The organism is Elusimicrobiota bacterium (assembly GCA_016180815.1).
In the GTDB taxonomy this organism is placed as follows: Bacteria; Elusimicrobiota; Elusimicrobia; order JACQPE01; family JACQPE01; genus JACPAN01.
Genome location: JACPAN010000010.1, coordinates 59,045 through 80,273, shown reverse-complemented (window position 1 = coordinate 80,273; position 21,229 = coordinate 59,045). Strand labels below are relative to the sequence as shown.

Here is a 21,229-nt window from a genome sequence, read left to right as displayed (position 1 = left end):
CATGAATCACCCTCTCTTAAAAATTTTGGAAACAATCGGCCCAGCGACGCTGGAGGGCGACGCTCATTTTGAGGTGCGCGCCCCGGCGACGCTTAAGGACGCCGAAGCCTCGGATATCGCGCTGTTTTCCAGCGACCGGTACGCCGATGATTTGACTACGACGCGCGCCGGCGCCATCCTGGCCGCGGATAAGCTGCGTCCGTTGACCGAACATTTTCGCGGCCGCAAAATTTTTGTTCCCAATATCATGCTGGCTTGGGCCAAACTGCTCGCCCTTTGGGAGCGTTCCATGGCCGAGGCCGCCTGGGGCATCGACCCCGCGGCTCATGTGGCCAGAACCGTCCGATTGGGCAAAAACGTTTCGGTAGGGGCCCTGGCCGTGATTGAGGATCGCGTTGAGATCGGCGACGGCACGGTTATTCACCCGCAGTGCTTTATCGGCCGCGATGTGAGCATCGGCGCCCATTGCATCATTTATCCTCAGGCCGTCATCCGCGAACGCTGCAAAATCGGCGATCGCGCCATTATTCATTCCGGCGCGGTCATCGGATCGGATGGATTCGGTTTTGTGACTGTGGAAGGCCGCCATGAAAAAATTCCCCAAATCGGCACGGTGGAGATCGGCAATGACGTGGAGATCGGCGCCAATACGACCATCGACCGGGCTACGGTGGGCGCGACCAAAATCAACGACGGGTCGAAAATCGACAATCAGATTCAAATCGCCCATAACGTCGTCGTCGGGAAGGGCTGTCTCTTCGCGGCCCAAGTGGGCATTGCGGGCTCTTCATCGGTCGGCGATTATGTGGTGATGGGCGGGCAAGTGGGGGTCAGGGATCACGTCCGTATCGCCGGCGGCACGATGATCGGCGGGCAAGCCGGGATTATCAGCGACGTCAAGGAAAAGGATATTCTTTGGGGAACCCCGTCACGCAATCATCGCGAAGCGCTCAAACTCCAGGTTCTTTATAATAAACTTCCTGAAATTTATGAGTCCGTTAAGAAATTATTGAAAGCCGCCGGGCTCGACAATGACGACGGTAAAGTTAAAACCGGAGGCCGCCGTGGCAGTTGAGGCCCAAGGGTTCGCCAAGCAAGCCACCTTAAAGGATTCGGTCGCCGTTTCCGGCGTCGGCCTTCACAGCGGGACGAAAACGACGGTCGAACTGTCGCCCGCGCCTGCCGACACAGGGATTGTTTTTAAGTCCAAAGGCGTCAGCATTCCGGCGCTCGTCGAACACGTCATCGGCACCAGACGCGGAACGACGTTGGGCGTCGGGGACGTCGCCGTCCACACGGTCGAGCATTTGCTCAGCGCCTTTCGGGGATTGGGCGTGGACAATGCGTTTGTGGATGTGGACGGCGAAGAAATCCCGGCTATGGATGGTTCGGCTTGGGCCTATATCGAGGCCATCGGCAAGGCGGGCGTCAAGATTCAGGAGAACGCCGTCCGTCCCATCCTGGAATACGCCCGCAAGGAGTCGTTCGTCGCCACGATCGGGCTCTCCAGCTACAAAGTGTTGCCGTGGGACGCTTTTAAGGTGAGCGTGAGCATCTCTTTTCCCGGAACATTGATCGGCGTTCAGGAGTTGGAACATTGCGCCAACGGTTCGTATCCCTCGGAAATCGGGCGGGCCAGGACGTTTTGCCTCGAGTCCGAGGTGGATGAATTGCGCCGGGCGGGCTTGGCCAAGGGGGGGAGCCTCGACAACACCATTGTCGTCGGCTCTCAGGCGGTGAAAGTCAACGAGCCCTTGCGCTACAAGGATGAATTCGTCCGCCATAAAATTTTGGATTTCTTCGGAGATATCAGCCTGATCGGACCGGGCGAATACCGTTTCAGCTGTTTCGCCATGGCTCCCAGCCATAAATCCAACACCGAGTTTATTCGTAGACTCCGCGAACATCTCACGAGGAGGTTGCCATGACACCAACGACCGAGACGACGCCGTCCGCGGTTCGAGAGCTCAATATCCAGGCGATCCGCGAAGCCATCCCGCATCGCTGGCCATTTCTTCTGGTGGATCGAGTCAGGATTATTGAGGAAGGGAAAAAAGCCTACGGTTATAAATATGTGACGTTCAACGAAACGTTTTTCCAGGGGCATTTTCCCCAACGGCCCGTGATGCCGGGCGTGCTGATCGTCGAAGCCTTGGCTCAAACCGCCTGCGCCTTGATGCTGGGCGCGCCGCAGATGGCCGGAAAACTGGCGTATTTTATGGGCATCGAGCAGGCTAAATTCCGTCAGCCTGTTTTTCCGGGCTGCTACCTTGAGCTGCGCATCGACGTTTTGAGGGCCGGCTCGCGAGCCGGCAAAGCCAAGGGCGAGGCTTATATCGACGGGCAGCAACTCGCCTGCGAAGCGGAATTTACATTCGCCTTGGTCGACAAATAAACAATGACGGCAATGATTCATCCCACGGCCATCGTCCACCCCTCTGCTCGGATCGAACAAGGGGTCAGCATCGGGCCTTATGCCGTTATCGGTGAAGGCGTGACCGTGGGCGCGGGAACGTCCATCGGTTCGCATAGCGTCGTCGAGTTCGCGGCCATCGGCAAGAATTGCCGGATCAGCCCGCATGCCGTGGTGGGAACGCCCCCTCAGGATTTCAAATACAACAACGAGCCGACCAAGCTCATCATGGGTGACAACTGCGTGGTGCGCGAGTGCGTGACGTTGAACAGGGGGACCCTGGCGGACGGCGGCGACGGCGCGACGGTCATCGGAAACGACTGTTATTTCATGGCGTATTCGCATGTGGCTCATGACTGCATGGTCGGCAACGGCGCGGTTTTAGTCAATTGCGCGGCCTTGGCCGGGCATGTGACGCTGGGTGATTATGTGATGATCGGCGGATTAAGCGCGGTGCATCAATTCGTGCGCGTCGGAACCTTGGTGATGGTGGGCGGAGCCACCGGCGTCGAGCGCGACGCTCCTCCTTTTTCCATGATCGAGGGCAATCGCGGCAAGCTGATGGGGCTCAATATGGTCGGCTTGCGCCGTCGCGGATTCAATCGCGCGCAAGTATCGGCCATTCATAAAGCTTATGAAACTCTTTTCCATTCCGGGCGTCCGCTGGCGGACGCTTTGGTTCTTCTGGAACAAGGGAATCCCGGCCCTGAGCTTCACTCTTTGATCGATTTCCTAAAAGCCCCATCGAAGCGAGGCATCACCCGTCCGGAGAAAACGGCTCAGGCGGCTGAAGCCGTCGTTTCTTAGCGTTTCTTCTAAGAGTATGATCCTTGGCCTGATCGCCGGAGGCGGAATCTACCCCGTTCATTTGGCCCAACGGGCGCGCGCCCGGGGCGTCAAAGTGGTCACGGCCGCTTTAAAATCCATGACATCCCCGGACATGGAGAACAACTCGGACGCTTTTTTATGGGTCAGCCTCGGCGAGCTTTCTAAAATGCTGCGTTTTTTTCGAAACGAAGGCGTTCAAGGGGTGATTTTGGCGGGCAATGTGGATCATGCCCATGCCTTGGGCGCCAAGGAAAAACTTAAACTCATGCTCGATCCACGGGCGTTGAAAATGCTGGCTTCGCTCAACAATAGACGGGCCAATACGCTGTTGACCGCGATCATCGGTGAAATCGAAAAAGACGGCATGAAGGTGCTGCCTGCGTTTAGCTACCTTGAGCCGGATTTGTTGAAGCCCGGCCCGGCCGGCCGCCTGAAGCCGGACGCGAATCAACTCAAAGACATTGAGGGCGGTTTCACGTCCGCCAAAGAGTTGGCCCGGCTTGACATCGGCCTGACTTGCTGCGTGCGCAACGGGGTGGTTGTGGCTGCGGAGGCTTTGGAAGGGACGGATGAATGCATCCGGCGGGCGGGGGAAATTCTTCGCCGGCGAGGCGGGGGAGACAAGAAAAGTTTCACCATCGTCAAGGTCGCCAGGCCCGGCCAGGACCCCCGTTTCGACCTGCCTGTTTTGGGCGTCCAAACCATTAAAATCGCCCATGACGCCGGTGCCGTCTGCCTGGCGGCCGAATCCGGCTGGACCCTGATTATGGAAAAGGAAAAAACCCTGAGTTTGGCCGAGCGCCTGGGGATCGCTATTTACGGTATTTCGAAAGATTAATCATTAAACGCAGATGGTATAATTATTCAGGTTTTTATGGAGTCGAAAAGGGGCTCTTATCCTCCCTTTTTAATCAAAATACAGGACCTGAATATTGTCTGAAACACCCGGATCTTCATTGCTAAACAACGGGAAAGAATCTTCGTTGCGCTACGGGGTCATCGGCCTCGGACGCATGGGGACGCTACATCTTGAGGTCCTCAAAACCCTGACCCCAAAAGTTTGTGTGCGCGGCATTTCGGATACGGACGCTAAAAGAATCCGCCGGGCCAAGCACATTCATCCCGAAGCCCGCCATTTTTCCGATTACAAACAGATGCTCGGACATGTGGATGCCGTCAGCAAGATTCTTTGGGCCGGCCAGGGAACATCCACGCATTTGCATATCGGGCATATCGAGCGGTTCAACCCGACCATCGTTAAAGCCAAGGAACTCATTGCGCGGCCGCTGTTTATCGAGGTTGTCCGTTCAGGGCCCTATGAACCCAGAGTTCACGACATCGGGGTCATTCTGGATTTGATGATTCACGATCTCGATCTTATTTTGTGGATTCTTTCCGATCTTGACGTGCAGTTGGAGGAATACAGCGGCCAGGGGTTGTCTTTGATTTCGCCTCATGAAGACTTGGCCAAGGTTCGTTTGCGTTTCAAAGAGCGAAAGGCTGGGTATCCTGTGTTTGTTGATCTGACCGCCAACAGGCTTTCATTTGAACGTTTGAGGAAGATGAGGATATTTCAAGAGGAATCCTATCTTTCGCTCGACCTGTTGAATCATAAACTGCGCTACTCAAAGGCCATGCGCCTGCCGCTGAAAAGCCTCAAAGATATCACCACCATCAAACCAAAGCTGCCGGCCACCAATCCCTTAAGGCAGGAATTGCAGCATTTCATCGATTCCATCACGCAAAGCTCCGGCCACGAGGTGCACCCTAGGGAAGCCTGGGATGCCTTGGAATTGGCCCTGCAGTTGAATCACTCCATCGATCGCAAGAATCTTTACTCTGCGGCGAGTCCGTATGCTGCGGCTGCTCGTTAGCGCGGGCGACCCTTCCGGGGACCTGATCGCCTCGCACCTGGTTCGGGAGATCAAAAAGCAGCGCCCTGATGTCGAAATTTGGGCTTTAGGCGGACCTGAATTAGCGGCGACATCGGACGTTTTTTTGGAAGATTTGGCTTCCCGCGGTCTGATGGGCTGGCTTGAACCCATCAGAAAACTTCCTTTCCTGGCCAATCTCAATAGGCGGCTTCGGGACATTCTCAAGAGGCATGCTTTCGATATGGTTATTCCCGTGGATTTTTATGGATTTAATATCCGTCTGGCGGCGCAAGCAAAAAAATTGGGTTATCCGGTGGTTTATTATGTTTCGCCTCAATTATGGGCCAGCCGGCCGGGCCGGATCAAGAGAATGAAGCGTTTGGTGGATCATGTTCTGTGCGTTTTTCCATTTGAGCCGGATTTCTATAAGAAGCACGGGCTTCCCGCGACTTTTGTCGGTCACCCCATCGTGGAGCTGTTGAGCTTGGAGTTTCGGGATGTTCACGCCGAGAACGTCGCGGTCAACGGCCATCGCCCGGCATCCATGAGCGACCGGCCGCGCATCGGGTTGCTTCCCGGCAGCCGTCCCGGAGAAATCGCCAGGCACATGGATGTCCTTCTGAAATCTTGGCGTTTGATCTGCGAGGAGTTCCCGCAGGCCCGGGGCATTCTTTACAAACGCCTGGGTCAAGAGCGCCTCTATCCGTCCGATGGCGACCTTGCGGCCATGGGCGTTGCCGCAGAGTGGGGCCCCGCTTATCAAAGCCGCCATGCCTGCGATTTGGCGTTATGCGCCAGCGGGCTGGCTTCTCTGGAGAACATGGTTCTAGGGGTGCCCATGGTTATTTACTATGGGGTGCGCCCGGCATGGCTCTTTCATATCGTCAAGCGCATCGTTAAAACGCCTTTTATCGGCATGCCGAATATTTTGGCGGGAAGCGAGATCTGCCGCGAACTGCCTTGGGCCATGAATCCTGAAAACGACGCGCGCGCGGCGCGGGACATGTCCGCCGCCGCGATCGAGCTTTTGAAAGCGCCGGAGCGCCTGGCAGCCCTGCGCGGCAATCTTTCCGGATTGGCGGACTCGTTGCTGCCGCAGGGGCAATCCCCGCGCCGGGCCGCTCAAGAGGCTGTTTTCCGTTTGCTTGGAGCAAAAATCAGTGGAACACAAACCGTCTGATTGGCGCGAGCTCTTTCCCTACATGCGCGGACGATGGGACGATTTTTCGTTCGCAGCTTTCAGCATGGGCGTCGTGGCTCTATTGTCGTCCGTGTCCATGGGTTTGATCAAACCCATCATCGATCAGATTTTTATCGACAAAGACGTGGACATGCTGCGCGATCTTGCATGGATCGTGCCCGGAATTTTTTTAGCCAAAGGCGTTTTTTCTTATTTTTTGAACTATTTGATCACCAAAATCGGCCACGGCATCGCCCGCGACATCCGGGAAGAGTTGGTCGGGCGCCTGCTGCTTCAAGACCATGCCTTTCATAACCGCAACAAAAGCAGCGATTTGCTGTCGCGAGCCACCAATGATATCGCGGCCGTGGCGAATATGACCATGAACGTCCCGCTCTTCGCCTTGAGGGACGGCTTGACGGTCGTTTTTCTTTTGGCGCTGATTTTTTATCTCAACGCGCGTTTTGCGGCCTTGTTGTTGTTTACCATCCCGGTTTTTGCGCTTATTTTCGTCACCTTTACGAAAAGCCTGCGCCGCGTGACTTACCGGGCCCAAGAACTGATTGCCGGCGTTTATTCGATTATCGCCGAAGCCATCGACGGGCTGACCATGATTAAGATTTATCTCTACGAGCGCGCGTGGCTGGGGCGTTTCAGCAGGCAGAATCACGATTATTACAAGGCCATGGTTAAATTCCAGCGCCTGACCGCGCTTTCTCCATCGTTGATGGAGTTTTTAAGCGGCGTGGTGATTACCTGGGTGCTTTGGTGGGGCGGTATTGAGGTGATCCGGGGTTCCTGGAGCGCAGGCGATTTCCTCGCTTTCTTAGGCGCGTCGTTCGCCGCTTATCAGCCCATCAAGCATTTGTCGCAAGTCAATTCGATTATTCAACTTGGTTTGGCCAGTTGGTCCCGGGTGGCGCAGGTCAAAAACGCGCCCATCGGCATCGTGGCCGGTCTTGAGCAACCGTCTGCGCGCGATGGCGAATTTTGTTCCGGCATCGTTTTTGAGGATGTTCATTTGATTTATCCCGACGGGCGCGGCGCGCTTGAGGGCATCGATTTGAAAATCAGCAAGGGAGAAGTTCTGGGGCTGGCCGGGCCCAGCGGCTCCGGCAAGTCAACATTGGCCATGCTGTTGGCCCGATTTTACGATCCCACCCGGGGCGCTATTCTCATTGATGGGCGAAATATCAGGGATTGGGATATCTCTTCATTAAGAAAATTGTTCGCGTTCGTGACCCAAGACGCGTTCTTATTCGACGATACCATTGCCGCGAATATCGCCATCGGCAACCCTCAAGCCGGCCCCGGTGAAATCGAGGCCGCGGCTAAGGCGGCCAATGCCTGGGAATTCATCCAGCGTTTGCCCCGGGGGCTTGAAACAGTGGCCGGAGAACGGGGCATGCAACTGTCCGCCGGCCAGCGCCAGCGCATCGCCATCGCGCGCGCGGTTTTGAAACAGGCGCCGATCTTGATTTTAGACGAAGCCACCAGCAATCTTGATCCCGAATCCGAAGAGCTTGTCCTGGCGGCTTTGGGAAATCTTTTAAAAGGCAAGACCGCCATCGTGATCAGCCATCGCATTCAAACGCTGGTCAATACGGGCCGGATCGTCGTGATCGAGCGCGGCCGCATTATCGAAGAGACGACGCTGCCTAAACTTATGTCCGGAGAATCCGGCCGTTTGGCTGCGTTGATGAGGGCCTGATGACGATCGCGCTCTTAGCCACCAGCCTGACCGGCAGCGCTTTATTGGCCGGGGGGCTCTATAAGCTGCGCCCGTGGTCCCGCAAAGAGCTGTGGCGCGTGCTGGCGTTCGGCAGCGCCACTCTTTTAGTGAGCGGATTCAATCTTTTGGTTCCTTCCGTCGGTAAATGGCCTTTGATGGGCGCGATTTCCGGCTTTGCTTTCTTTTTTACGCTTGAAAGCTACGCGGTGGCGCATTCTTGCCCCGAGTACTTGGAAGAATGCCATGTTCATGGGGTTTCGGGTTTGACCGCTTTGGCCCTGATGTTTCACAGCTTGCTCGACGGCGTGATTCTGGGCGTTTCCGGCGAGCTCGGCGAGGCGGCGTTCTGGAGCGTGTTCGCGGGCATGGCCGTCCACAAATTTGCGGATGCCATGACCATGCTGGCGCTATTCGAATCGGAACTGAAGACAGGATTCTGGAGCAGCCTGGGCAGCGTCATCGCCATCACCTTGGCGACGCCGGCGGGAGCCATGCTGACATCCCTCATTTTGCCGTATACCGCGTCGGAGCCCGGCGTGCTGAATTTTTTCGTAGGTTTTTCCGCCGGCAGCCTGATTTACGTGGGCGCCAGCGATATTCTGCCGCGCCTCCACCGGCTCAAAGATCCTTCTTGTTTCGTTTATTTTTTGGGCGGCTTGGCGTCCATGTCCGCCTTCCTGCGGTTCTTCCATCATCAATGAGCAAAGGGTGATCATGGAGGAAATCACCGAAGACCTGATTAAGCTCGTCGATCGATTTAAAGCCTATTCTCCCCAGTCCGACACCGTTTTGCTGGAACGCGCCTACGGATTCTCCTGCGAATGCCATAAAACCCAGAAGCGCGCCAGCGAAGAGCCCTATTTTATCCACTGCCTGGCTGTTTCCAATATTTTGCTCGATTTGAGGCTGGATTTGGCCACGATTTGCGCGGGGCTTCTTCATGATTGCATTGAAGATTCCGGCGTTTCCTATGAGCAATTGAAAAAAGAGTTCGGCGAGGAAATCGCCATGTTGGTCGACGGCGTGACCAAAATCGACCGTTTGAAATTTTCCAGCCTGACCGAATTTCAGGCCGAGAACTGGCGCAAGATGCTCTTGGCCATGGCCAAGGATATCCGCGTGGTCTTGATCAAGCTGGCCGACCGGCTGCACAATATGCGCACGATCCGCTTCCTGTCGCAGGAGGATCAGAAGCGCATCGCCCAGGAGACCGCAACCCTTTATGCGCCGATCGCGGATCGCCTCGGCATGTTCGGCGTTAAATCAGAACTCGAGGACCTGGCGTTTTCTATCTTGGAGCCCGAACTTTTCAGGGATATTTCCAACGAGCTCGATAAGCGTATGACCCGGCGCGAGGAATATTTAAAGCAATTCGCCGGAGAGCTGTCCGATAAAATCAAGGGGCTGGAGATTCCTTTTAGGTTTACCTTCCGCCCCAAACACGTGTATTCGATTTATCAGAAAACGCTCAGGCAGAATAAACGCCTTGATGAAATCGAAGACGCCATGGGCATACGCATCATCACCGACACGGTCGGCAATTGCTATTCAATCCTGGGCGAAACCCATTCAAGCTACAGGCCCGTGCCCGGCAGCTTCACGGATTATATCGCTCAACCCAAGGCGAACCTTTATCAAAGCATCCACACCAGTATTTACGGTCCGGGGGATAAAGTCGTCGAGGTCCAAATCCGCAACGAGGAAATGCACAAGCGCGCCGAATACGGCATCGCGGCTCATTGGAAATACAAGCTTGCCAGCGCCGAAAAAATCCGCGAAAAGGATTTGGAGGCCAGCATCCGCTGGCTGCGCGAGTGGCTGGATTGGCTTCAGGAGCTTAAAAATCCGTCCGAGTTTTTGGAGAGTTTAAAGACGGAGCTGAAAGTTCATCAAATTTTCGTGTTTACGCCGCGCATGGAAGTCAAAGCCCTGCCGGAGGGAGCCACCCCTGTTGATTTCGCCTTTGCGGTTCACACGGATGTCGGCAGCCGCTGCATTGGGGCCAAGGTCAGCGGCAGAATCGTGCGTCTGGACTCGGAATTAAAAAGCGGCGATATTTGCGAAGTTTTGGTCAGGAAGAACGCGCGGCCCAATGAGGATTGGCTAAAATTCGTTAAGACGGCCAAAGCGCGCTCGCGCATACGCCGGGCGCTGAAAGATATGGGGGGTTAGGCGGGTTGAAACTTTGCGCGGCCCGATTTGACGCAAATGCTGCAGACGTACACTCTGCTGGGCGCGCCTTCCAGATAGACTTTGCGCCGGAAAAGATTCGGGCGGAAATATCGGTTCGTCGCTTTATTGGAATGGCTGACGCTTTTGCCCGCTCTCGGGCCTTTGCCGCAGATTTCACATTTATAAGCCATGATTAGAGAACATTTTACCAAACTTTCCGGGGAGTATCGCTTGACCTTGGAGACGTCCGTGCGCTATCTCAAAGGGGTGGGGCCCCGATGGGAGGAGAAGCTGGCCCGCTTGGGCGTGCGCACGGTCGGCGATCTTGTGTTGGCCGGGCCGCGCGCTTGGGAAGACCGCCGCCTGTTCGGGGATTTCAAGCCCGCGTCCAACGAACCCCGACGCGCGTTCGTTTGCGAAATCGAGAGCGTTCATGAAAGCGTCAACCCTTACAAGAATCTTTGTTTTTTCAGAGCCACGGTCAAGACTCAGGATCGCTACCTTCCCGGGCTTTCCTTGCTTTGGATCCGCCGGCGTTCGCGTTTCGACGTATTCGGCCGCTTGCGCCAAGAGATCGCCCCCGGGCGAAAAATTTTGGCGTTCGGCCGCCTGGATCATTCGTCCGTTCCGAAGCACCAGGGTGTCGGCCTTTATGTTGAAGAATACGATGCGTTGGATGACGGGCTCCTGCCCAAAGCTTCTCCTCATTGGGGCGGCTGGATCCCGGTTTATCCGGCGACCGAAGGCGTATCTCAGCGCAAGCTCAGAGAGTTGCGCTGGGGGGCGCTTAAAGTTTGGCGCGAGCATGCTTCCTGTTGGTCTTGGCCCAAGGATTGGGCCGAGCATCTTCCCGAGGGCGTGACGGATTTAAAAAACGCGAGGGAAGAGATTCATTTCCCCGCAAATTTGGAAACACGCCGGCGGGCCCGCATGACCCTCGCTTTTTGGCAAATTTTTCTTTTGGCCTTGGCCATGGAGCTCAGGCGCCGCCGGATGGTCGACGCCTCAAAAAAACATACCTATCTGCCCGGCCCCAGCTCGCCCTTATTCGACAAACTGTTGAGCCATCGCGGGCTGGTGTTGACGCAAGGGCAGCAAAAGGCTATCGACGACATTATTCGCGACATGAACCGGCCCGCGCCCATGAACCGGCTGTTGCAGGGGGAAGTGGGATCGGGAAAGACCTTGGTCGCCCTGGCGGCGATTTGCCAAGCCGTGGCATCGGGGCATCAGGCGGCTTTCATCGCGCCGACTGAAATTTTGGTTTTTCAGCACCTCATCAATTTAAAAGAATTTTTGGAGCCTTTGGGCGTCAGCATCGCGTCATTGACCAGCGATACCCAGGCGAAGGAGCGCAAGGAAATTTTGGAAGGTTTGGCCGCCGGTCATATCAAGCTGGTCGTGGGAACGCATGCGTTATTGGACCCCGATGTCCGCTTCCAAAGCCTGGCCTTGACCGTCATCGATGAGCAGCACCGCTTCGGCGTCAATCAGCGCTGGACGTTGAGAAATAAGGCGAGTTCGCCGGACTGTTTGGTTCTCTCCGCCACCCCTATTCCCCGAACCTTGGCTCTGGCCCTTTACGGCGACTTGGATATTTCAACGATGGAGGAGCTTCCGTCGGGGCACCCGATCGCCAAAGCTATTTTGGTTAAGACCGAACAGGAAGCCTGGGAGCGCTTGCGCGCCGCTTTGGGGGAGGGGCAGCAGGCGTATGTCGTGGTTCCGGCGATCGAAGAATCGTCCGAGCTTTATAATTTGGAAAAAGAGCGCGGTGAACTCGTGAAGCTTTTCCCGAAACATCGAATCGGAACCATCCACGGCCGGATGCCGTCCAAGGAAAAAGAAGAGGCGCTTAAAAATTTCGCTCAAGGCCGCTCCGATGTTTTGTTGGCCACGACGGTCATCGAAGTCGGCATCGATGTGGCCCGGGCCGGCGCGATGATCGTGCTGGGCGCGGAGCGCTTCGGCCTGGCCACTCTCCATCAATTGCGCGGCCGCGTCGGACGCGGCGCCAAGGAAGGTTTGTGCGTTTTGGTCTTTTCATCGGCGCAGCATCAGGCCGCCGCAGGGACTCCGGCGGTGGAGCGCCCAAAGGACCTTCTTTTCCAGGAGCCTGCGGCCGCCGGCGAAGCGGATTTGTCTCTCGACCGGCTGAAGCGTTTCTGCGAATGCCGCAGTGGTTTTGAGATCGGAGAGCTTGACCTTGAACTTCGGGGCCCCGGGGAATTGCTGGGCCGGGTTCAGCACGGCGATTTTGATTTGGGTTATTTTGATTGGAAGCAGGACAAGGATTTGATCCCGGCGGCGCGGGCCTTGGTCCATCGCCAGGTTCAAGGCGACGCTGCGCTCGATCCTCAGTTGCGCCGCGCCGTCGAGGAGCGTTTCGGCCGCGATTTTTTGCAGAGTGATATTTCGTAGCATATGATTGATGGCTAACTCTACTGTGAGACATATCGCTTTCATGGCGAAATTTTGGATTTTGAGCCGAGACGAAGCCGGATTTTTTGAGCATATATGGAATATATGTAAGAAAAATCCGGCAAAGTCGCAGGCCAAAAGCCAAAATTGCAGCAGAAATGGATATGTTTCACAGTAGAGCTAGAGGCTCCGCGTCGAAAGGATCGGCTGTTTATCCCGGCAGTTTCGATCCCATCACCAACGGGCATCTCGACATTATCCGGCGCGCGCGCGAACTTTTCGGGTCGGTGACCATTGCCGTCAGCAACAACTCGGTCAAAAATCCGTCTTTTTCGCTCAATGAGCGCCAATCGTTGATCATCCGGTCCCTTCGCGAACGCCGGTTGACCCAGGGTGTCAGAGTTGAAGTTTTTGATGGGTTGCTCACCGATTACATGAGAAGACGCGGCGCTTCGGTCGTCATCCGAGGCTTGCGGTTTATTTCCGATTTTGAAAGCGAGCTGCAAATGGCGCTGATGAACAGGCGGCTTAACCCGGCGATGGATACGGTTTATTTGATGCCGGATGAAAAGCACATCTATCTTTCCTCGTCGCTCGTTAAAGAGATTGCGCGTTTAGGAAAAAATCCGAAGGCCTTTGCGCCGGCTTGCGTGGCCAAAGCGCTGATGACGCTTTAACGCCGCGGGTTTCGATAATTTCCTCTTGCAAAGGCGGTTAAATTCGGCCACACTATTAAGGGACTAAGGTTCTTTTCGGGGAGGGGGTGGTTCGTTTGACGATTGACGAGATTCTTCAATACGCCAAGTTAAAAGGCGGCAGCGATATTCATATCACGGCCGGCAGTCCTCCGGCCATCCGCTTAGACGGCGAACTGGTTTTGATGCCCGGCGACAGCTTGACCCCGGAACACACCCACGACCTTGTTTATTCGATCCTGACCGAGGAGCAAAAACGGCGTTTTGAAGAAACCAGCGAATTAGACGCTTCACTGACGTTTAAGGGCATCGGACGTTTTCGAGTCAACGTGTTTAAGCAGCGTAATTTCGTGGCTGCGGCGTTGAGGCTGATCCCCGAGTTGACATCGACCTTCGAGCAATTGGGCCTGCCGCAGGTGACCTATGACATCGCGAAAATGCCCAAGGGGCTTGTGTTGGTCACCGGGCCCACGGGCTCGGGCAAATCAACCACGTTGGCGGCCATCATCAATTACGTCAACGAAAATCGTTCGGGCCATATCGTGACCATCGAAGACCCTATCGAATTCATCCATTCCCATAAACGCAGCCTGATCAACCAGCGCGAGATCGGACAAGACACGCAGTCGTTCGGCAATGCCTTAAGGCACATCCTCCGCCAGGACCCGGATATTATTTTGATCGGCGAGCTAAGGGATTTGGAAACCGTGCAGACGGCGTTGAACGTGGCTGAAACCGGGCATTTGGTTTTTGCGACGCTGCACACCAATGACGCGGCCCAGAGCATCAACCGCATCATTGATGTTTTTCCGGCGCATCAACAGGAGCAGGTGCGCGTGCAATTGTCCTTCGTCATTGAGGCCGTCTTGTGTCAACAGTTGTTGATTCATGCCTCGGGCAATGGCCGCGTGCTCGCCGCCGAAGTCTTGATGGCGACGTCCGCGATACGCAATCTGATCCGGGAAGCCAAGGTTGAGCAGATCCAAACCCTCATTCAAACCGGGTCTAAATTCGGGATGCAGACTATGAATCAATCACTGGCTGATCTTTATCGCCGGCGTCTGATTCTTTACGATACGGCGTTGGAGGCTTCGACCGCGCCCGATGATCTGAAGCGTTTAATCGGCGACCGAGTCGGCCTTGCGGCCAAGAAGTAACGATTTATGCTCTTTGCCTATAAAGCCAAGATGCCCAACGGCTCATTGACCTCAGGCACGGTTGAGGCTCCGGAGATGCGCGCAGCCATGAATCAGCTGCGGGCGATGAAATATTCCGTCACGGAGCTAGGCCCGGCCGGGGCGACCGGAATCATGGGCTTTTTGCAGTCCATCAACCCGTTCAAGCCCTCGGTCGGCAGCAAAGACCTTGTTATTTTTTCCCGGCAGATGTCCACGTTGATTTCAGCCGGCGTGCCCATCGTTCAGGGCTTGAATATGATGGTCAATCAAATTGAGAACCCGCGATTTAAAACCGTGGTCGACGGTCTGAAAAACGATATTGAAAGCGGCGTCGCCATCAATGAAGCGCTCAAAAAATATCCGGACGCTTTCGACGATCTTTATGTTTCCATGATCCGCGCCGGCGAGTTGGGCGGAGTGCTTGATGTGATTCTCGACCGGCTGTGCTCATACCTGGAGGCGGCGGAAGAGTTAAAGCACAAGGTTAAGGGAGCGATGATTTACCCGGCGGTCATGTTGTTTATCGCCATCGCGGTCACCGCGTTTTTGATGATCGCCATTATTCCCAAATTCAAGGAGATTTTTGAATCGTTCGGCTCGGAAATGCCCACTCCGACAAGGGTGCTCTTGGGCCTTTCGGATGTGTGCACGCGTTATTTTTATATGTTTGTCGTTATTCCCGCCGGCTTGTTTCAGATTTATAAAAAGGCGAAAAAGGTTGAAAAATACGCCTTCAAAATCGATGAAATTCTGCTCAAACTGCCTGTGTTCGGGGATATCCTCAAAAAGGTCGCGGTTACGAAATTCTGCCGGACCTTGGCGACCATGATTAAATCCGGGGTCAATATCCTTGACGCCTTGGACACCGTAGCCCGGGCGAGCGGCAATAAAGTGATCGAGCGCACGGTCTTGGATTCAAAAAAATCCGTTCAGGAAGGCATGCGTTTAGTCGAGCCGTTGAAGAAAAGCTCGGTTTTTCCACCGATGGTCGTTCAGATGATCGCGATCGGGGAGGAAACCGGCAATCTCGATACCATGCTTAACAAAATTGCTGATTTCTATGACAGCGAGGTGGATGCCGCGGTTAAAGGATTGACCAGCATGATCGAACCCGTGGTGATCGTTTTTATGGGCCTTGTCATCGGCTCCATCGTGATCGCCATGTTTTTGCCCATGTTCCAGATTTCCCAAATGGCCGGCGGCGTGGGCGAGTGATTTCAAATTTGTCGGCATCCCGGTTTGTGACCATGCATACATTGCGCGGTTTAGGGAATTGTGTTAGTCTTGACAGGTGGGCGCTCAGCGTTCACAAATAAGCGTTCTTTGAAAAGGGAGGTGAAAAGAATGTCCAAAAAAACAATGAAAAGGTCCAGCGAACGGGGCTTCACCCTGGTCGAACTTATGATCGTGGTGGCTATTATCGGTATTCTCGCGGCAATCGCGATCCCCAAGTTCGCGGACTTAGTCAGAAAAGCGCAGGAGGGTAAAACCAGAGGCAACTTAACCGCCGTCCGCAGCGCGCTCTCCATTTACTATGGAGACGCCGATGGCTTAAGCCCGACGGACACCCTCGGTGTGCTGACATCGAACCAGAAGTACTTGAAAGCCATGCCCGAAGCCTTGGTGCCTGGCTTTAACGACGTGAATAATCCCGGCCATGCCAAGACAACGGCGGTGACTGGTCTAACCGAGTTCTCCTCAACGGCGGAGAACGGGCAGTGGCAGTACATCAACAACAATACCTCATCCAACTGGGGACATATCTATGTCGGCTGCACGCATAACGACAGCAAAGCGGTCGTCTGGAATACTCGATAATTACTGACTGTTGAATTGACCCCCCGCTAGAAAATTTGAGATTCAAAATTTCAAATTTCCCGGCGGGGGGTCTCTTTTTTGGTTCATTAGATCAAGGGTTGGCTTTGGGTTGCGCTGGCTGCACCCGCGCGATTCATAATATGGAACCGGGCTTGCTAGATTGTTACGATGCTCTCGCGATCACGATGACGCAATGCAGGAGCTATGCCGGATTCAATTAGAAGAATTGCATTAATCCTGGCCGCTGCTTTGCTGCTTAACCAGTGCGGCCGGGCGGATGTCGAGCGGCTGGAGAAGCTTTTAAGAATCCGGGGTCCATGGGCCTGGGACTCGGTGAATATCGAAGGACCGGATATTTTTCGTTTGCCGAATTTTCCTTTTGTCGGCGAGCATGCGCCTATTCGCATCAAGACCCTGCGCATGAGGACGGGAGTGGATTCGGCAAAGGCTTTTTTGGCGCTGCCGCCCGAAGATATTTTTCCCGGAAAACGGCCGGCCGTTATCGTTCTTCATGGGCATTTGAGCCATCCCGATGAATTGGTGGCATTAAGCACCTCCGTCAATTTGTGGTCGGTCGGCGCTTTGCTGGCCAGCCGCGGATTTGTTGTCCTGGCGCCGGAGATACGCTGGGAGCCTCAAAATTTAAAGAACGAGATTCGTCAAACGTTTCAACTGCTTTTATCCGGGCGGATCATTACGGGCGAACGAACGGCCGATGTGCTGCGCGCCGCGGATTTTCTGGCGCGCCATCCCAGGGTCGATGCCCGGCGTTTGGGGATTCTGGGTTGGTCCATGGGAGGCCAAATCGCGCTCTACGCGGCGGCCTTGGAACCGGCTCTTCGGGCGGTTTACATCAGCGCTTCTTTCGCGCCTTATGCCATACTTCTGCATCCGGATGCGCCTTTGCAGTCCCCGGACAATTATGTGCCTTTCTTGCTTTCCGATTTCGGTGATAAAGATCAGATTGCGGCATTAATCAAACCCCGGCCCATATTGATTGAGCACGGCGAGCAAGACCCGACCGAATCTTTTGAGGGAGTCGATCACATGGCCAATCAATTAGCCCTGCATTACGGCCGCCATGGCCAGGAACGATTGTCTTTTATTCGCCATCGTTTCGATCATCGGTTTTACGGTGCGGATGCCGTCGAGTGGTTTGAGCGGTGGCTGAAATGAACTGCTTGGCCGGCGTTCTCTTCGGAGCGATTATGGGCAGCTTCGCCAACGTTTTAATTTGGCGCCTTCCGCGCCGAGAGCTCCCCTGGAGCCCGCGCCATTCCTATTGCCCTCATTGTCATGCCGGCGTCAAGGCCCGGGACAATATCCCTTTGCTGAGTTTCCTTCTGCTCAAGGGCCGTTGCCGTTATTGCCGGGGCTCCATTTCATGGCGCTATCCTCTCGTTGAGGCGACCATGGCTGCGGCCGCTTATTTGACGTGTCGGCGGCTCGGCCTCGAGCAATGGAGCGATTGGATCGCGTTTGGAGGATTTTTGATTTTTTTGACGGCTTTGACGGCCGTGGCGTTCATTGATTTTGAGACTTACCTCATTCCGGACGCGCTGAGCGTGGGGTTGGCTTTTTTCATGATTGCGTTCGCGCCGTGGAATCCGCTGTTGGGACCATCGGCCTTGGGGCGGTTATGGGCTTCTTGCTTGGGCGCTCTCTGCGGCGGCGGTTTGTATTTTATATTCGCCGCCGTCGGTAAGAAACTTTACAAGATGGAAGCCATGGGGGGAGGGGATGTGAAGCTCGCCGCCGCAATCGGAGCGGCCCTGGGAATCGAAAGCATTTTTTCCGTGGTCTTTTTATCGTCCACCTTCGGGGTTCTCTACGCCGCGCCCATGCTGGCGATGCGCCGTTTGCGCCGTCTCGATCCGGTTCCTTACGGCCCGTTTTTGGTTTTGGCTGCCGCCGTTTACTTTTGGTTCGGCATGCTCTTTCCGGCGTTCTTAAAATTTCCGTTTGCTCCTTGAATTCCTCTGCGCTCCCTGGTACACTACTTCTTGAAAAGCGGGGAGTCTCTTATAGAAGGGAGGAGAGTCAGGCCCGGGCCGCGGGTTGTCGCCGGTATCGGGCCGTAACGGATTATGGCGATAGGGAAGGGAGATATTGCGGCGAAGGTCAAAGCCTTGGGCGTCAAGCTGTCATCGTTGGCGGCGCCCAAAGAAACCATCGTTGCCATTGATATCGGTTCCTCCGGCATCAAAATGGCCGGAATCAAGAAGGGCTCGTCGCCTCCGAAATTGGAATCCCTGACTCACCGGGCCTTCAATCTCAAAGACATTCCCATTGAAGAGGCCGCTCGCCAAGATTTTCTTGTTCGAGAAATTAAAACCGGCCTCGGTTCCTTGGGCGTCAAGAATCCGCTCGCGGCAACGAGCATTTCCGGCTCCTCCGTTATCGTCCGCGAAGCCAAACTGCCATCGCTGCCCGCCGATCAGCTCGAAAAAACGTTAAGCTTCGAGGCCGAGCCTTTTATTCCTTTCGATATCCGCGAAGTCACCCTCGATTACTACATCATCGGCTCCGTCGTCGATGAAGGCCAGAACAAGTATGAAACGATTCTGGTCGCAGCCAAAAAAGATTTGATCGAGAGCCGTCTGTCTATTTTTACGGCTTCCGGCGCCAGGCCGGTCGTCGTCGACATCGACGCGTTCGCCGTGGCCAGCCTGTTGGATTTGATTCCCGCCGCCGCTCAAGAGACCGTGGTCGTCGTCAATGTCGGCGCTACGATCACGAATTTAGCCATTGTTGAGAAAGGCGTTCCGCGCGTGGTTCGCGACGTGGCCATCGCCGGAGGCGCTTTTACGCGAGCCTTGGACAACGCGTTCAGCATCGGCGCCGAGGAAGCCGAAAAATTCAAGAAAGCCTCCGGCATCATGCTCGATGAAACCGAAAAAGCCAATCTGCAGAATCAGGAGGGAGGACCGCAGAAGCTGCAGGCCGCCGACGTTCTTGCCGGCGTGGCTTCGGATTTATTCGCGGAAATCAACAAGTCGACTGATTTTTACATGACTCACGGCGTTGATCGGACCATTTCCCGGCTCTACATTACCGGCGGCGGCGCCATGCTGAAGAATTTGGTTCCTTTCGCGGCGAGCCAGTTAAAGACGCAAGTGGAACTCTTGAACCCGTTTGATCTTTTGGGTGCGCCCGGTTCAGGCATAGGATTGGAGTCCGGGCCGATGTTCGCGGTCGCCTGCGGATTGGCCATGCGGCGTTGGAACGATTGGGTGAAGGTGTAACCATGGTCAGAATCAACCTCATCCCTAAAGAATACATACAAAAGCAGACGAGAGCCGTCATGGTCAAAATAGGCGGCGCCGTGGGCGGGGTCGCGGCGTTGGCGATCGTGGGCGTTTCAATGACCATCTATTTTCAATCGCGCAGTTTAGCCCGTGAAGTCGAAACCCTGGAGGCTAAGGTCAAACAGCTTGAAGAGATTGCCCGCGAAGTCGATGCGCTGGAGGCCAAGAAAGCGGCGATTTTATCGAAGAACGGCGTCGTTCAATCATTGCTGGGCGGGCGTTTTGATTACCCGAAGGTCATGGAGGCATTGGTGATGAGCCTGCCTCCGAATCAAATTTGGTTTACGTCGGTGGGGACGGCGAAGAGCGCAGAGGGCGGATATCAATTGACCATCCAAGCCAATTCCGTGGGTATCCAGGCGGTGATTAAGTGGCTCGAGCGTTTGGAAGCGACCAAGGGTTTCAGCGGCATCAAGCTGGGCTCGATTTCCAATTCGGCATCGGGGTCCGCGTTCCCCATAACATTGGTGTACACGCCTCAATGATCATGATGAACAGAAACGACAATGGATAAAATTAAGCTCAGCAAAGAGCAGATTCAACAGATCGCGGCCGCGGTCATGATGGCTGCTTTAGGGAGTTTTGTTTATTTCAAATATTTTCTTAAACCGAATCTGGAATCCATCAAGAAAAATAAAGTCAAGGTCGTCGAGCTGACCAAACGCGTCGAGGATTTGGAGAAGCGCGCCAAAAAACGCGAGAGGCTTCTGGCCGAAATTGCCGAAGCGGAATCGGCATGGACGGCTCTGCGGGCCAAGCTGCCGGATACCCAAAACATGCCCAATATCCTGCAGGTCATCACCCAAATGGCCCGCAAACATCGGGTTCAAGTCTCTAATATCAATCCCATGAGCGCCTCCTCCGCCGGTCTCTACGATGAGATTCCCTTCGGCCTTTCAATCACCGGTTCTTATCATGATGTCGCCCTTTTTATGGAAACGATGGGCAAGATGGAGCGCATTTTTCATACAAGGAACCTTTCTTTATCGCGCGCGTCGCCGACGACGGAAGCCCCGTGGATCAGCGTCAGCGTATCGTTGACGCTGGTGACTTATCAATACAAAGGAGGTTGACGGATGGACATGGTAGTCGCGCTTCAACGGTTTAAAAATCCCGGCGTCCGGCCCTTGTTCGTTCTGACCGTCTTGTGCTGTTGTTCCTCATTATTATGGGCTCAGACGCCTCAGGTTTCCACCGCCGCGGCCGCCGAGTATTCCTATCGCGCCAAGAATTTAGGCGACCCATTCGTGTCGTTGTTGGCAGCGGGCGGCGCTTCAGCCGGCGCTGCGATGGCTTCAAGCGAGCCCGCGGCCGACTTGTCCATCGAGGATTTGGAAAAAGCTTTTAATCCGGATGATCTTGTGGTGCGGGCCTTGGTGAAAGACGCCAAGCGTGGCGAGCATATGGCGATTTTGGCCAGCCTTTCGAATCCTGGGGAGGGTTATGTGATCCGTGGTTCCCGCGTGCGTCATATGGCCAGCGGATTGGTCTTGGGCGTTTTTTCCGCCAAAATTCAGAAAGACAGCGTCATCATCAGCCGGACAAAAGGGGATCCATTGATGGCTACCGTCGGTTTTCCGCAAGATAAAGAAGAGGGAGGATCGCCATGA

At 55.0% G+C, this 21,229-nt stretch carries 22 protein-coding genes; 21 read left to right on the top strand and 1 reads right to left on the bottom strand.

Going from position 1 to position 21,229, the window contains the following annotated elements; all coding sequences use genetic code 11:
* Position 1: 1 nt before the first annotated feature.
* The 10 genes from lpxD to HYT79_05350 all read left to right on the top strand — a co-directional run bounded on the left by lpxD (position 2) and on the right by HYT79_05350 (position 10,199).
* A complete protein-coding gene (gene lpxD, locus HYT79_05395; GenBank protein ID MBI2070019.1) occupies positions 2–1,075 on the top strand; it encodes a UDP-3-O-(3-hydroxymyristoyl)glucosamine N-acyltransferase in 1,074 nt (357 codons plus the stop codon).
* Complete coding sequence (gene lpxC / locus HYT79_05390) at positions 1,065–1,928, top strand: UDP-3-O-[3-hydroxymyristoyl] N-acetylglucosamine deacetylase (GenBank protein ID MBI2070018.1); 864 nt, start codon at positions 1,065–1,067, stop codon at positions 1,926–1,928. The genes lpxD and lpxC overlap by 11 nt, the downstream gene beginning before the upstream one ends.
* Entirely contained in the window at positions 1,925–2,395 is a 471-nt protein-coding gene (gene fabZ, locus HYT79_05385) for a 3-hydroxyacyl-ACP dehydratase FabZ (GenBank protein MBI2070017.1), read from the top strand. The genes lpxC and fabZ overlap by 4 nt, the downstream gene beginning before the upstream one ends.
* A 3-nt stretch (positions 2,396–2,398) precedes the next feature.
* Positions 2,399–3,220 (top strand): acyl-ACP--UDP-N-acetylglucosamine O-acyltransferase, encoded by an 822-nt coding sequence (gene lpxA, locus HYT79_05380; GenBank protein MBI2070016.1) that lies wholly within the window; start codon positions 2,399–2,401, stop codon positions 3,218–3,220.
* A gap of 16 nt (positions 3,221–3,236) precedes the next feature.
* The gene (lpxI, locus tag HYT79_05375; GenBank protein ID MBI2070015.1) at positions 3,237–4,079 is read left to right on the top strand and encodes a UDP-2,3-diacylglucosamine diphosphatase LpxI; all 843 of its coding nucleotides are present in this window, start codon (positions 3,237–3,239) and stop codon (positions 4,077–4,079) included.
* A gap of 94 nt (positions 4,080–4,173) precedes the next feature.
* Positions 4,174–5,115: a Gfo/Idh/MocA family oxidoreductase gene (locus HYT79_05370; protein ID MBI2070014.1), complete on the top strand. Its 942-nt coding sequence runs from the start codon at positions 4,174–4,176 to the stop codon at positions 5,113–5,115.
* The gene (gene lpxB, locus HYT79_05365) at positions 5,096–6,295 is read left to right on the top strand and encodes a lipid-A-disaccharide synthase (GenBank protein MBI2070013.1); all 1,200 of its coding nucleotides are present in this window, start codon (positions 5,096–5,098) and stop codon (positions 6,293–6,295) included. Before HYT79_05370 ends, lpxB begins: the two co-directional genes overlap by 20 nt.
* Complete coding sequence (locus HYT79_05360) at positions 6,276–8,006, top strand: ABC transporter ATP-binding protein (GenBank protein ID MBI2070012.1); 1,731 nt, start codon at positions 6,276–6,278, stop codon at positions 8,004–8,006. Before lpxB ends, HYT79_05360 begins: the two co-directional genes overlap by 20 nt.
* Positions 8,006–8,728 (top strand): ZIP family metal transporter, encoded by a 723-nt coding sequence (locus HYT79_05355; protein MBI2070011.1) that lies wholly within the window; start codon positions 8,006–8,008, stop codon positions 8,726–8,728. Before HYT79_05360 ends, HYT79_05355 begins: the two co-directional genes overlap by 1 nt.
* Positions 8,729–8,735: 7 nt before the next feature.
* On the top strand, positions 8,736–10,199 hold the full coding sequence (locus tag HYT79_05350; protein MBI2070010.1) for a bifunctional (p)ppGpp synthetase/guanosine-3',5'-bis(diphosphate) 3'-pyrophosphohydrolase: 1,464 nt from the start codon (positions 8,736–8,738) through the stop codon (positions 10,197–10,199).
* On the opposite strand, the gene HYT79_05345 is transcribed toward HYT79_05350, so the two are convergent.
* The gene (locus tag HYT79_05345) at positions 10,196–10,390 is read right to left on the bottom strand and encodes a 50S ribosomal protein L28 (protein MBI2070009.1); all 195 of its coding nucleotides are present in this window, start codon (positions 10,388–10,390) and stop codon (positions 10,196–10,198) included. The genes HYT79_05350 and HYT79_05345 overlap by 4 nt on opposite strands.
* On the opposite strand from HYT79_05345, the gene HYT79_05340 reads away from it, so the two are divergent.
* The 11 genes from HYT79_05340 to HYT79_05290 all read left to right on the top strand — a co-directional run bounded on the left by HYT79_05340 (position 10,389) and on the right by HYT79_05290 (position 21,229).
* On the top strand, positions 10,389–12,620 hold the full coding sequence (locus tag HYT79_05340; GenBank protein ID MBI2070008.1) for an ATP-dependent DNA helicase RecG: 2,232 nt from the start codon (positions 10,389–10,391) through the stop codon (positions 12,618–12,620). The two genes, HYT79_05345 and HYT79_05340, sit on opposite strands and share 2 nt — an antisense overlap.
* A 164-nt stretch (positions 12,621–12,784) precedes the next feature.
* Positions 12,785–13,297, top strand: a complete 513-nt coding sequence (coaD, locus tag HYT79_05335) for a pantetheine-phosphate adenylyltransferase (protein ID MBI2070007.1) — start codon at positions 12,785–12,787, stop codon at positions 13,295–13,297.
* A gap of 95 nt (positions 13,298–13,392) precedes the next feature.
* Positions 13,393–14,472, top strand: coding sequence for a type IV pilus twitching motility protein PilT (locus HYT79_05330; GenBank protein MBI2070006.1), 1,080 nt, complete (start codon positions 13,393–13,395; stop codon positions 14,470–14,472).
* A 6-nt stretch (positions 14,473–14,478) separates the two neighbouring features.
* Positions 14,479–15,708 (top strand): type II secretion system F family protein, encoded by a 1,230-nt coding sequence (locus HYT79_05325; protein MBI2070005.1) that lies wholly within the window; start codon positions 14,479–14,481, stop codon positions 15,706–15,708.
* Between the two features lie 144 nt (positions 15,709–15,852).
* A complete protein-coding gene (locus tag HYT79_05320; GenBank protein ID MBI2070004.1) occupies positions 15,853–16,311 on the top strand; it encodes a type II secretion system protein in 459 nt (152 codons plus the stop codon).
* A gap of 204 nt (positions 16,312–16,515) precedes the next feature.
* Entirely contained in the window at positions 16,516–17,487 is a 972-nt protein-coding gene (locus HYT79_05315; protein ID MBI2070003.1) for a dienelactone hydrolase family protein, read from the top strand.
* A complete protein-coding gene (locus tag HYT79_05310; protein MBI2070002.1) occupies positions 17,475–18,284 on the top strand; it encodes a prepilin peptidase in 810 nt (269 codons plus the stop codon). Before HYT79_05315 ends, HYT79_05310 begins: the two co-directional genes overlap by 13 nt.
* A 114-nt stretch (positions 18,285–18,398) precedes the next feature.
* Positions 18,399–19,556: a type IV pilus assembly protein PilM gene (gene pilM, locus HYT79_05305; protein ID MBI2070001.1), complete on the top strand. Its 1,158-nt coding sequence runs from the start codon at positions 18,399–18,401 to the stop codon at positions 19,554–19,556.
* A gap of 2 nt (positions 19,557–19,558) precedes the next feature.
* On the top strand, positions 19,559–20,104 hold the full coding sequence (locus HYT79_05300; protein ID MBI2070000.1) for a hypothetical protein: 546 nt from the start codon (positions 19,559–19,561) through the stop codon (positions 20,102–20,104).
* A 21-nt stretch (positions 20,105–20,125) separates the two neighbouring features.
* Entirely contained in the window at positions 20,126–20,692 is a 567-nt protein-coding gene (gene pilO, locus HYT79_05295; protein ID MBI2069999.1) for a type 4a pilus biogenesis protein PilO, read from the top strand.
* A 3-nt stretch (positions 20,693–20,695) separates the two neighbouring features.
* Positions 20,696–21,229 carry a hypothetical protein gene (locus tag HYT79_05290; GenBank protein MBI2069998.1) on the top strand — a complete coding sequence of 178 codons (534 nt, stop codon included), beginning with the start codon at positions 20,696–20,698 and terminating at the stop codon, positions 21,227–21,229.

Coding starts and splice junctions, on each gene's coding strand:
- lpxD (MBI2070019.1), top strand. CDS start 2: ATGAATCACCCTCTCTTAAAAATTTTGGAAACAATCGGCCCAGCGACG.
- fabZ (MBI2070017.1), top strand. CDS start 1,925: ATGACACCAACGACCGAGACGACGCCGTCCGCGGTTCGAGAGCTCAAT.
- lpxA (MBI2070016.1), top strand. CDS start 2,399: ATGACGGCAATGATTCATCCCACGGCCATCGTCCACCCCTCTGCTCGG.
- lpxI (MBI2070015.1), top strand. CDS start 3,237: ATGATCCTTGGCCTGATCGCCGGAGGCGGAATCTACCCCGTTCATTTG.
- lpxB (MBI2070013.1), top strand. CDS start 5,096: ATGCTGCGGCTGCTCGTTAGCGCGGGCGACCCTTCCGGGGACCTGATC.
- HYT79_05355 (MBI2070011.1), top strand. CDS start 8,006: ATGACGATCGCGCTCTTAGCCACCAGCCTGACCGGCAGCGCTTTATTG.
- HYT79_05340 (MBI2070008.1), top strand. CDS start 10,389: ATGATTAGAGAACATTTTACCAAACTTTCCGGGGAGTATCGCTTGACC.
- HYT79_05345 (MBI2070009.1), bottom strand. CDS start 10,390: ATGGCTTATAAATGTGAAATCTGCGGCAAAGGCCCGAGAGCGGGCAAA.
- coaD (MBI2070007.1), top strand. CDS start 12,785: ATGTTTCACAGTAGAGCTAGAGGCTCCGCGTCGAAAGGATCGGCTGTT.
- HYT79_05325 (MBI2070005.1), top strand. CDS start 14,479: ATGCTCTTTGCCTATAAAGCCAAGATGCCCAACGGCTCATTGACCTCA.
- HYT79_05320 (MBI2070004.1), top strand. CDS start 15,853: ATGAAAAGGTCCAGCGAACGGGGCTTCACCCTGGTCGAACTTATGATC.
- HYT79_05315 (MBI2070003.1), top strand. CDS start 16,516: ATGCCGGATTCAATTAGAAGAATTGCATTAATCCTGGCCGCTGCTTTG.
- pilM (MBI2070001.1), top strand. CDS start 18,399: ATGGCGATAGGGAAGGGAGATATTGCGGCGAAGGTCAAAGCCTTGGGC.
- HYT79_05300 (MBI2070000.1), top strand. CDS start 19,559: ATGGTCAGAATCAACCTCATCCCTAAAGAATACATACAAAAGCAGACG.
- pilO (MBI2069999.1), top strand. CDS start 20,126: ATGGATAAAATTAAGCTCAGCAAAGAGCAGATTCAACAGATCGCGGCC.
- HYT79_05290 (MBI2069998.1), top strand. CDS start 20,696: ATGGACATGGTAGTCGCGCTTCAACGGTTTAAAAATCCCGGCGTCCGG.